Below are 11,737 nucleotides of genomic sequence, written 5' to 3'. Positions count from 1 at the left end.
GGCTACGCCCTACGCCGACATCCCCCAGAACGACGGCACGTGAGTGGTCTCCTTTTACATGCCGATCCCGGTCCCCGTTGCCGCGCCGATTGACATGCCGAGCGCGGTGAGGATCGAGCGCAGCTTGTGGCGCATGATTGAACGGATCGCGAGCAGGAAGGTGGTGCCGAGCATTACGGTCTGCCTTCTTTGCGCTTCTCGATGCCGTTGGTGATGAGCGCGATTAAGCCCCTCACCTTCAGGGGAGGGGTTTGGGGTAGGGCCGCGCCGCAGGCGTTGCGCTGGTGGAGAAGCCCCACCCCAGCCCAGTTCGACAGCTTTTGGCCCGGTCCGGGGGACAGGGCTGCTGCCGAACTCCTGAAGGTGAGGGGCTTGAGCAGTTGGAGGGTAATCACGAAACCGCCTCGCCCTGGCGGTGTTGCGCTTCGATGCGCTCGACCAGCCCGTCCTTGAAGTGCACCACGGTGCGCGCGAAAGCGGCCATGTCGGGTTCGTGCGTGACCATCAGCACGGTGATGCCATTGTCGCGGTTAAGGCCGCTGAGCAGCTCCATGATCTCGACCGAGCGTTCCGAATCGAGGTTGCCGGTCGGTTCGTCGGCAAGCAGCACATCAGGCGACGTGACGATCGCACGGGCGATCGCGACGCGCTGCTGCTGGCCGCCGGACAGTTCGGCCGGGGTATGATCCCACCACTCGGCCAGCCCGACCTTGTCGAGCGCGGCCATCGCCGCGTCATGGCGCGCCTTCTTGGCATCGCCGCGATAGAGCAAGGGCAGTTCGACATTCTCCAGCGCGCTGGTGCGGGCAAGCAGGTTGAAGCCCTGGAACACGAAACCGAGATATTTGCGCCGCAGCAGCGCGCGTTGATCGCGATCGAGCGTCTCGACATGATGGCCGCGAAATTCGAACGTCCCGCCGGTCGGCACGTCGAGACAACCGAGGATGTTCATCGTCGTCGACTTGCCCGATCCCGACGCACCCATCACCGCGACGAAATCGCCCGCCTCGATGTCGAGGTCGACACCTTTCAGCGCCTGGAACGCGGTCGCGCCCTCACCATAGGTCTTGGTGACGCCGCGCAGCCGGATCAGCGGCGGGCCACCTGGACCGTCGATGGAAACCTCACTGGCCACTGCGCTGCCCGCCGCCCGAACCACCGCCGCCTTGGCGCCGGCGCTGACCGCCGCTGCCCGACGACGCCTTGTCGCCGCTTGCCAACTGGCCGGTGATCACTTCCATGCCCGGCTTCAAATCGCCACCCGTCACTTCGGTGACCGATCCGTTGGTTTCGCCGGTGGTGATGTCGATCGCCTTGGGCTGCCCGGTCTCGTCCTTGATATAGACGGTCTGATGGCCGCCGCGCTCGATCGTCGCGGTGCGCGCGCCGCCACCGCCCCCACCGCCGCGACGCGGGCGGGACGGGACAAGTGCGCCGGCGATTCCTCCACTGCTGCTCGCGGCCGGTGTGGCTCCGGTGTCGGGTTTAAAGCGCAGCGCGGCATTGGGGACGAGCAGCACATTGCTCTTCGCCGTCGTGACGATGTCGGCGGTGGCGGTCATGCCTGGGCGCAGGTCGAGCTTGGGATTGGCCACGCTCAAGGTCGCGCCATAGGACACCACTTGCGCGGTCGTCGTCGTGGTCGTCGTGGTCTGCGCGCTCAGGTTCGAGCCGAGATCGACGCGAGTGATATCGGCGGGAAAGGTCTGGCCCGGAAAGGCATCGACGGTGAAGCTGGCCTTTTGTCCTTGCTTGACCGATCCGACATCGGCTTCGTCGATCGCGACCTCCAGCTTCATCGCGGACAGATCCTCGGCGATGACGAACAGGGTCGGTGTGCTGAACGACGCGGCGACGGTCTGGCCCGGCTCGATCTGCCGCGCGAGCACGACGCCGTTGACCGGCGAGCGGATCACGGTCTTCACCAGCTGAGTCGCGTTGGACGACAAGGCCGCCTGAGCCGACTGAACATTGGCCTGGGCAGCGCGGAGATTGGCGACCGCGCGATCACGATCGGCGATCCCCTGCTCGAGTTCGGTCTTGGCCGGCACGCGGCCACCCGACAGGCGGCTGACCTCCTGCAGGCGCTTCAACTGTGCGCTCGACTGGGCAAGTGTCGCCCGAGCCTGAGCCACGGCAGCGACATTGGCGGCGAGCGCGGCCTTGCTCTGATTTACCGTATCCTGGAAGCGCGAAGGATCGACCAGCGCAAGCGGCTGACCGACCACGACCCGGTCGTTGACATCGACCACCACCTTGGTGACCAGGCCGGACAGTTCCGAACCGACCTGCACCTGGTTGGTCGGGGCAAGCTTGCCGGTCGCCGACACCGTCACTTGGAACGAGCCCTGCGCGACTTTCTCGGTCGTGTAGTCGGGGCTGCCGCTGCCGCCGAAATAGCTTTTGGCCGCCAGCGCAAGCAGGATCACACCGATCGCGATCAGCACCCATTTCAAATAGCGCTGCCATACCGGCTGCGGCTTGGCGCCGAGGAATTCGTCGAGATTGCTGTCGGCCATGGCTTATTCCTGAGGGGCTTGCGGGGTTTCGGCGCTGTTCCAGCCGCCGCCCAAAGCGAGATAGAGTTGCACCAGCGCCTGCGCCTGATCGGCCTTTGCGCTTGCCAGCCCGTTCTGGGCGGACAGCAGCGAGCTTTCCGAATTGTTGAGCGTGGTGATGTCGGTCAGGCCGGCGCGATACTGGCTGCGCGCGAGGATCGCGGCATTGTTCGACGCGTCGAGCTGGATTGCAAATTCACGCTGGCGCGCCTTCGCGGTATCGAGTGCGGTCAGCGCGTTCTCGACATCCTCCAACGAGGTCAGTACGGTCGATTTATACGCCGCGAACGCCCCGTCGGCCGCGTCCTAGCGTGCGCGCACCAAGGAACGGTTACGCCCGCCGTCGAATATCGTCTGCGCGACATTGGCGAACAACCGGCCGGTAATGACATCGGCGAGCGAGCCGAGCAGGCCGGCATTGGTGCTGATGCTGCCGCCGATGCTGAGCGCGGGGTAAAGCTGCGCTTCGGCTACGCCGATCTGCGCGGTCGCGACGGCGAGACTGCGCTCGGCCGCGCGAACATCGGGACGCTGGCGGATGATGTCGGCGGGCAGCCCGACCGGCATTGCCGCGGGCCCGATCGGAATCGGCGCGGTCGCCGCCAGTTCGGTCTTGAGAGCACCCGGCGCCTGGCCGGTCAGTACGCCGAGCCGGTTCGCGGCTTGCTGGAAACCCTGTTCGAGCGAGGGCACCTGCGCCGCGGTCTGCGCCCGCTGTGCGCGGGCTTGTTCGCTGTCGAGCGATGACACGAGTCCTGCCTGAACGCGGAACCCGGCGATTTCGAGATTGTCGTCCTGGATCGCAAGCGAGGCGCGCGCGATGGCGAGATTGGCTTGGGCCGAGCGCGCGAGGATATAATTGCGCGCCACTTCCGACGCGATCGAGGTCTGCACGGTGGCGAGGTCGAAGCCGCTCGCTTCATAAGTGCCGCGTGCCGCCTCGATCGAACGCCTTACCCCGCCGAATATGTCGGCCTGGTATGACACGTCGCCCGACACGGAATAGCTCTGGTTGACGATCCCGGCATCGGTGACGTTGCCGAAGCTCTGGCCCTTCAGGTTGAAGGTGCGCGAATAGCCCGCCGACGCACCCACCTGAGGCAGGAGATCGGCGCGCGACTGGACCAGGCCTTCGCGCGCCTGACGCAACCGCGACAGAGCCTGTGCGATATCGAGATTGTCGCGCCGGGCGCGATCGACGATCGAATCGAGCAGCGGGTCGTTGAAGCTCGTCCACCAGGTCGCGATGTCGGGCAGCGCCCCCGCCGGCGCCGCGGTCGAATACGTCCCGGGCACACCGAGCGACGCACTGGCCGGCGGCGTATAGTTCGGGCCGACCACACAAGCCTGAAGCGGCAAAGCGATGACGAACAGGAGAGAGATGCGCGAACTAACCATACTGCCCAAATGGTCGCGAGGTGGCTTTTGGTCCATCGATTTATTGTCGCAATTTGTCGCTTGCGCGGATGTGAACGGCTTGCGGCGCATCGCGCCTTCCTTGTTCTTACCTGTTATTGGCAGCAATATTTTGCAACGGCCGGAATCGCGATCGACTGCAATCCCCGCAGCCTGCGCCCGGATCTGCCCAATGCCCGTCTGATCATCTTACTATCTGATATACAATAATATTTAACGGTCCCCAAGCCGGGATAGCGGTGGAAAAGATATGTCACATATGGGTGTGACATATCTCCCGCCCGCCTTCTCGCCATCCGTGCCCACAGCCTTGTCACCCCACAGCCATTGCGCCGGCGTCGATTCAGCCATCACACAATGTTTGGCATGTCATCCCTTGCCGGGCTTATACCGGTGCGCTCTTTCTTATTGTCGAAAACAGAACGCCAAAGGGCACCAGCACAATGGCCTCCCGCATGCCAGAGCCGCTACTCTCTCGTCTGATATAGCGCTCGAGGCTCCAGATTGCGCGAGATGCACCCAACCCCTACTCATCAATAGAGCGCGCCTCACTCCATTTCCAGAATGACCTCGTCCACCGCAAGACTATCCCCAGGAACGGCATTGACGGCCTTTACCGTGCCCGCCTTCTCGGCGCGCAGGATATTCTCCATCTTCATCGCCTCGACCACCGCGAGCGGCTGGCCCGCTTCGACCTTGTCGCCAGCCGCCACGTCGAGCCGCATGAGCAGGCCGGGCATCGGGCAAAGAAGGAATTTCGACAGGTCGGGCGGGATCTTGTCGATCAGATGCCGGGTGTAGGGCGCGACATGCGCCGGCAGCACGCGGGCGATGTGCGACGCGCCGCGTGTCGTCAACTTGAAGCCACTACGCGTTCTCACAATCCGCACCGACAGGTCGTCTTCGCCGATCTCGGCATGCACCATCCGGTCGCCCGGCGTGTATTCGAGCGCGATGTCGAGATCTTCGCCATCGACCGTGACGCCGTCGGTGGAGATCGTCACGTCATGCTCGGCGCCGTCGATCTTGACCGACCAATCGGCCGGCGGGCGCAGGCGCTTGCCGAGTTGCCCGTCGATCCGGCGCGCACGATCCGCCTCTGCGGTGGCGGCGAAGGCGGCAATCGCCGACAGGCTGCGCAACAGGTCCGGCGACGCCGGCGCACCGTGGAAGCCATCGGGATATTCCTCGGCGACGAAGCCGGTCGTGATCGCACCCGAACGGAAGCGCGGATGCTGCATCAGCGCGGAGAGAAAATCCACGTTGTTGCCCGGCCCGTCGATCTCGAACTGGTCGAGCGCGGCGACTGCCAAGTCGATCGCGGCCTCGCGCGTTTCGGCATGGGTGATCAGCTTGGCGATCATCGGGTCGTAGAACATCGACACCTCACCGCCCTCGCGCACGCCGTCATCGACGCGGACATAACCCGCCCCTTGCGGGTCGACCTTGCCATAATCGGGGCGTGCGTCTTCCGGCGGATTATAGCGGACCAGCCGGCCGATCGAAGGCAGGAAGCCGCGATAGGGATCTTCGGCATAGACGCGATTCTCGATCGCCCAGCCGGTCAGCGTGACGTCATCCTGATTGAAACCCAGAGGTTCACCGGCGGCGACACGGATCATCAATTCGACCAGATCGAGCCCGGTGATCGCTTCGGTCACTGGATGCTCGACCTGCAGCCGCGTATTCATTTCGAGGAAATAGAACCCCTCCCCTGTCGTGTCGGCGCCGGAGACGATCAGCTCGACCGTGCCGGCGGAATAATAACCCACCGCGCGGGCCAGCGCGACCGCCTGCTCGCCCATCGCCTTGCGCATGGCGGGCGTGACGAAGGGCGACGGCGCTTCCTCGACCACCTTCTGGTGGCGGCGCTGGATCGAGCACTCACGCTCGCCGAGATAGACGATGTTGCCGTGCTGGTCGCCCATCACCTGGATTTCGATGTGGCGCGGGCTTTCGATGAACTTCTCGATGAACACGCGGTCGTCGCCGAAGCTGGCAAGGCCCTCGCGCTTGGTCGCCTCGAACCCTTCGCGGACATCCTGTTCGCCATAGGCGAGGCGCATGCCCTTGCCGCCACCGCCGGCCGACGCCTTCATCATCACCGGATAACCGATCTCGCCAGCGATCCTGACCGCGTCATCGGTATCGGCGATTTCGCCGAGGAATCCGGGCACGACATTGACCCCGGCGGCCTTGGCGAGCTTCTTGGATTCGATCTTGTCGCCCATTGCGGCGATCGCGTTCGGCGGCGGGCCGACAAAGGCGATCCCCGCCTCGGCGCAGGCCTTGGCGAAGCTCGCGCGCTCGGACAGGAAGCCGTAGCCGGGATGGATACAGTCTGCGCCGGTTTCCTTTGCCGCGAGCAGGATCAGATCGGCGAGCAGATAGCTCTCACCCGCCGGCGGCGGCCCGAGCCGGACGGATTCGTCTGCCATCAGCACATGCGGCGCTCGGGCGTCGGCGTCGGAATAGACCGCAACCGTAGCGATGCCCATCTTCTTGGCGGTGCGCATGACGCGGCACGCGATTTCGCCGCGATTGGCAACGAGGATTTTCTTGAACACTTCTTTGACTCCCCTCCCGCGAGCGGGAGGGGCTGGGGGTGGGCGCCCGGCCTGCCGCTATACGGTAACGATTATGGTGAGCGCGAGCCCACCCCTGCCCCTCCCGCTCGCGGGAGGGGTGAATGATTATGCGGCTACCCGCATCGTTTCCTCGCGACGTCTCACGACTTCCACACCAGCCCGCGCAACTGCGCTGTGCGCGCCTTTGCCAGTCCCGCCTTGCACTGTGCCTGCGCCATCGGCTGCATCGAGCCGCCGGCGAACTGGCCGCCCTCGATCACGCACTGCGTATCGCGGAATTTCAGCCAGGCGCGCTGGCTTGCCAGCAGCGCCGGAGCGTAACCGAAGCCGCCACCGCGCGAAATGTCCTGCGCGTCGCGGCGTTTCATGAATGCGTAGGTCGCATTCCACTGACGCGTCATCTCGGCATCGGCGCGCTGCGCCGCGCGCCCGGCGCATTGCGTCATGTCCGCCTGGGTCTGCGGATCGGCGCAATTCGGCGTCGCCGCGGCGAGCAGCAGAGCGGTCAGCAGCATGTCTTTTCCTTGCGCATCGGTTCCGCGCCTTCCATCGGCCGCAAGCCCAGCTTGGCGAACAATGCCGCATCGGCATCGTCGCCGGCATTGCCGGTGGTGAGCAGCTTGTCGCCGGTGAAGATCGAATTGGCGCCGGCCATGAAGCACAAGGCCTGGGTCGCCTCGCTCATGCTTTCGCGGCCGGCCGACAGGCGCACCATGCTCATCGGCATGGTGATGCGCGCGACGGCGACGGTGCGGACGAATTCGATATCGTCGATCTTGGCGAGCGGCGTATCGGCGAGCATGTTGCCGAGCACTGTGCCCTTGACCGGCACCAGCGCATTGACCGGCACGCTTTCAGGATGGCGCGGCAAGGTCGCCAGCGCGTGGATGAAGCCGACCCGGTCGCTCCGCGTCTCGCCCATGCCGACGATACCGCCGCAGCACACGTTGATCCCGGCCTCACGCACATTCTCCAGCGTGTCGAGTCGGTCCTGGAAAGTGCGCGTGGTGATGATGTCGCCGTATTTCTCCGGCGCGGTATCGATATTGTGGTTGTAATAATCGAGCCCCGCCTCGGCCAGTTGCTGCGCCTGATGCGGCTCGAGCATGCCGAGCGTCATGCAGGTTTCGAGCCCCATCTGCCGCACGCCCTTCACCATCTCGATGATCGCGGGCATGTCGCGATCCTTCGGGTTGCGCCAGGCGGCGCCCATGCAGAAACGCCGCGATCCGGCGTCGCGCGCCTGTGCCGCGGATTGCAGCACGGCGCGGACGTCCATCAGCTTGGTCGCTTTGAGATCGGTTTCGGCGCTGGCGGACTGGTTGCAATAACCGCAATCCTCCGGGCAACCGCCGGTCTTGATCGACAACAGGGTGCAGAGCTGGACTTCGCCAGCCGCGTGATGGCCGCGGTGCACGGTCTGGGCGCGGAAAACGAGGTCGTCGAACGGCAGATCGAACAGAGCGGCGATTTCCTGCCGGGTCCAGTCGGTGCGCGTTTGGCTCCCCTCCCCTTCAGGGGCGGGATTGGGGGTGGGGCTGTTCCGCATACACTCATTCGTGGATTGTGCGGCGCGGCCCCACCCCAACCCCTCCCCTGAAGGGGTGGGGCTTGTTACGGCTAGTATATCGGTCATTCAGCAGCCTCATCGATTGGGGGCATATTGTGCCCGAGCAGCCGGAGCACTTCGCCCGCCGCGTTGACCAGGTTGGTGCCCGGTCCGAAAATTCCCTGCACGCCGGCGTCGCGCAGATATTGATAATCCTGGGCAGGGATCACGCCGCCGGCGATCACCTTGATGTCGCTGCGGCCAGCATCGCGCAGATGGCCGATCAGTTCGGGGATCAACGTCTTGTGCCCCGCCGCGAGGCTCGAAGCACCGACCACATCGACGTCAGAGCTGATCGCGAGATCGGCGGCTTCCTTGGGCGTCTGGAACAACGGGCCGGGCACGACTTCGAAACCGAGATCGCCGAACGCCGAAGACACGAGATTGGCGCCGCGATCATGCCCGTCCTGCCCCATCTTGGCGACGAGCAGGCGCGGGCGGCGGCCCTTGCGCTGGGTAAGCGAACCGACCCCGTCGAGCAGCCCCTGCCAGCGTTTGTCGAATTCATGCGCGCCGCCATAGATGCCCGAAACCGGCGTCGGCTTGGTGCCGTAGCGACCGAAAACATCCTCCATCGCCTGGCTGATCTCGCCCAGCGTCGCGCGCTGACGGGCGCACTCAACCGCGAGGCCAAGCACATTCTCGGTGCCCCGTGCACCTTCGCGCAACGCATCGAGCGCGGCGCGGCATTTGGCGTCGTCGCGCCCGGCCTTGGATGTCTTGATCCGGGCGATCTGCGATTCACGGACGGCGACATTGTCGACGTCGAGGATATCGATATCATCCTCCTCGGCGAGCTTGTATTTGTTCACACCGACAATGACGTCCTGGCCCATATCGACGCGCGCGGCGCGGCCTGCGCTCGCCTCTTCGATCATTGCCTTGGGCCAGCCAGCGGCGACCGCCTGGGCCATGCCGCCTTCGCTTTCGACGCGCTCGATGATCTCCCACGCCTTATCGAACAGCTCCTGCGTCAGGCTCTCGATATAGTAACTGCCACCGAGCGGATCGACGACCTTGGTCATCCCAGTCTCTTCCTGGATCACGATCTGCGTGTTGCGCGCGATCCGGGCGGAGAAATCGGTCGGCAGCGCGATCGCTTCGTCGAGCGCGTTGGTGTGCAAGGACTGCGTCCCGCCGAGCATCGCCGCCATCGCTTCGATCGTGGTGCGGATGACGTTGTTGTACGGGTCCTGCTCGGTCAGCGACACGCCGCTGGTCTGGCAATGCGTGCGCAGCATCTTCGAGCGCTCGTCCTTCGCACCGAGATCGGTCATCACGCGGTGCCACAGTTTGCGCGCGGCGCGCAGTTTCGCGACCTCCATGAAGAAGTTCATGCCGATCGCGAAGAAGAAGGACAGCCGCCCGGCAAAGGCATCGAGATCGAGGCCCGAGGCCATCGCCGCCTTGGCATATTCGCGACCGTCGGCAATGGTGAAGGCCAGTTCCTGCAGCTGCGTCGCCCCCGCTTCCTGCATGTGATAGCCGGAGATCGAAATCGAGTTGAACTTCGGCATGTGCCGCGACGTGTAGCCGATGATATCCGCGATGATCCGCATGCTCGGCTCGGGCGGGTAGATGTACGTGTTGCGGACCATGAACTCCTTGAGAATGTCGTTCTGGATCGTGCCGTCCAGAAGCTCCTGAGGCACGCCCTGCTCCTCGCCCGCGACGATGAAGAAGGCGAGGATCGGGATCACCGCGCCGTTCATGGTCATCGACACGCTCATCTTGTCGAGCGGGATGCCGTCGAACAGGATCTTCATGTCGTCGATCGTGTCGATTGCCACGCCCGCCTTGCCGACATCGCCGGTCACTCGCGGATGGTCGCTGTCATAACCGCGATGCGTGGCAAGATCGAAGGCGACCGACAGCCCCTTCTGCCCGGCGGCGAGGTTACGGCGATAGAAAGCGTTGGAAGCCTCGGCGGTGGAGAAGCCGGCATATTGGCGGATCGTCCAGGGCCGGCCGGCATACATCGACGCACGCACCCCACGCGTGAACGGCGCAAAGCCGGGCAGGCCGGGGTCGATCTCCGCGACATCTTCCGCAGTGTAGAGCGGCTTGACCGTAATGCCCTCGGGCGTCGGCCAGTTCAGGTCCCTGCCCTTCACTTCCTTGGCAGCGGCGGCCTGCCATTGATCGAGCGTTGGCCCGACGGTCGGTTTGTCGGTCATGCCAGGTCTTCCATTGCCGTCCAGCCGAAGCGCGGTGCGGAGAAATCGGCTTCGAACGCATGCACATTGCCGCCGCCGGGGTGGCCGCCCGTCGCCACCTGATCGTGGCGCCGGTCGATCTGGTCGCCGGTGATGGCGCATTTCAGCAAGGTGCCGACGCCGCCATGGCCGATGAACAGGACAGTCTCGTCATCCGCGCGATCCGACAGGCTGCGCCGGACGGCGCGCGCGATGCGGGCCTGAGCGTCGACCGCGCGTTCCCAGCCGCGGATCGACTGTCCAGGCTGCGCGAAGAACTGGTCGGCGGTGGCCTCGAACTCCTCGGGCGGCAGGAAACCGGTCGCGGAGCGGTCATTCTCATGCATGGCAGCGACCACTTCGACCGTGGCGCCGGTCATCGAGGCTAGGATCTCCGCCGTTTCGATCGCCTTGCGTTCACCGCTCGAAACGATGCGGCGTACACCCGCCAGCCATTGCCGCCCGGCAAGCGCGGCCAGCCGGTCGCGCCCGGCATCCGACAAGCCCCAGTCGGGCACCGGAACGGCCGGATCGACCGCGACCTGGGGATGGGAGAGGTAATAAGCGATGGCCATGGTGCGGTGCTCAGGCGCCCTTGAAGGTCGGTTTGCGCTTTTGCAGGAAGGACATCGCACCCTCCATCGCGTCGGCGCTGTCGCCGGCGAGGCGCTGGCCATTGGCCTCGCGAGTCAGCGCCTCGGCATAAGTGCCATCCATCGCGGCGGCGATGTTGCGGCGCATGATGCCGAGCGCGAGCGTCGGGCCGCCGGCGAGGCGGTCGGCCAGCGCCAGCGCCTCATCGAGCACCACCGCGTCATCGACGCATTTGTGGATCAAGCCCCAGCTTTCGGCCTTTTCCCCGCCGATCTTCTCTCCGAGCAGCATCATCTCGGTCGCACGCGCCTTGCCGACCAGCCGGGTCAGCATCCACGACGCGCCGCCATCGGGAACCAGCCCGATATTGACGAACGCCTGGAGGAAATAGGCCGAGCGCCCCGCGAGCACGAAATCGCCGCACAGCGCGATCGAACAGCCGATACCGGCGGCGGGACCGTTGACCGCGCTGACGATCGGCACGTCGAGCTCGGACAGCTTGATCATCGTCGGGTTATAATGGCGGGTAAGCGCGTTGTAGGATCCGCGCCCGCCGCTGATCGATCCCCCGCCCCGCGCCTGCAAATCGGCGCCCGAACAGAAAGCCCGGCCCGCGCCGGTGATGACGATCGCGCGCGCGCCGTCGAGGTGATCGAGCACCGCGCCGATATCGTCGGCCATCTGCGGCGGCGCCGCGTTGAGCCGCTCGGGCCGGTTGAGCGTGATCAGCAGCACGTCGCCGCGCCGCTGGGTCAGGATCGTTTCGAATTCAGGCAC

8 protein-coding genes and 1 pseudogene are annotated in these 11,737 nt (G+C 65.1%); all 9 read right to left on the bottom strand.

Annotated elements, in window-relative coordinates:
• Nucleotides 1–391: 391 nt before the first annotated feature.
• Nucleotides 392–1,135: an ABC transporter ATP-binding protein gene (locus ACVWZA_RS18785; RefSeq protein ID WP_457312882.1), complete on the bottom strand. Its 744-nt coding sequence runs from the start codon at nucleotides 1,133–1,135 to the stop codon at nucleotides 392–394.
• A complete protein-coding gene (locus ACVWZA_RS18780) occupies nucleotides 1,125–2,519 on the bottom strand; it encodes an efflux RND transporter periplasmic adaptor subunit (protein WP_457312881.1) in 1,395 nt (464 codons plus the stop codon). The genes ACVWZA_RS18785 and ACVWZA_RS18780 overlap by 11 nt, the downstream gene beginning before the upstream one ends.
• 3 nt (nucleotides 2,520–2,522) lie before the next feature.
• Nucleotides 2,523–3,956 (bottom strand): annotated as a pseudogene (locus ACVWZA_RS18775) (efflux transporter outer membrane subunit).
• A gap of 566 nt (nucleotides 3,957–4,522) precedes the next feature.
• Nucleotides 4,523–6,541 (bottom strand): ATP-binding protein, encoded by a 2,019-nt coding sequence (locus ACVWZA_RS18770; RefSeq protein WP_457312880.1) that lies wholly within the window; start codon nucleotides 6,539–6,541, stop codon nucleotides 4,523–4,525.
• A 161-nt stretch (nucleotides 6,542–6,702) separates the two neighbouring features.
• Nucleotides 6,703–7,077 carry a lysozyme inhibitor LprI family protein gene (locus ACVWZA_RS18765; protein ID WP_457312879.1) on the bottom strand — a complete coding sequence of 125 codons (375 nt, stop codon included), beginning with the start codon at nucleotides 7,075–7,077 and terminating at the stop codon, nucleotides 6,703–6,705.
• A complete protein-coding gene (bioB, locus tag ACVWZA_RS18760) occupies nucleotides 7,068–8,111 on the bottom strand; it encodes a biotin synthase BioB (protein ID WP_457312878.1) in 1,044 nt (347 codons plus the stop codon). The genes ACVWZA_RS18765 and bioB overlap by 10 nt, the downstream gene beginning before the upstream one ends.
• 83 nt (nucleotides 8,112–8,194) lie before the next feature.
• Complete coding sequence (gene scpA / locus ACVWZA_RS18755; RefSeq protein WP_457312877.1) at nucleotides 8,195–10,348, bottom strand: methylmalonyl-CoA mutase; 2,154 nt, start codon at nucleotides 10,346–10,348, stop codon at nucleotides 8,195–8,197.
• The gene (locus ACVWZA_RS18750) at nucleotides 10,345–10,941 is read right to left on the bottom strand and encodes a histidine phosphatase family protein (protein ID WP_457312876.1); all 597 of its coding nucleotides are present in this window, start codon (nucleotides 10,939–10,941) and stop codon (nucleotides 10,345–10,347) included. Before ACVWZA_RS18750 ends, scpA begins: the two co-directional genes overlap by 4 nt.
• A gap of 10 nt (nucleotides 10,942–10,951) precedes the next feature.
• Nucleotides 10,952–11,737, bottom strand: coding sequence for an enoyl-CoA hydratase-related protein (locus ACVWZA_RS18745; RefSeq protein ID WP_457312875.1), 786 nt, complete (start codon nucleotides 11,735–11,737; stop codon nucleotides 10,952–10,954).

The organism is Sphingomonas sp. UYAg733 (genome assembly GCF_054057355.1).
Note: the sequence above shows the minus strand (reverse complement) of the source record. Positions and strands in the feature narration are given on the sequence as shown.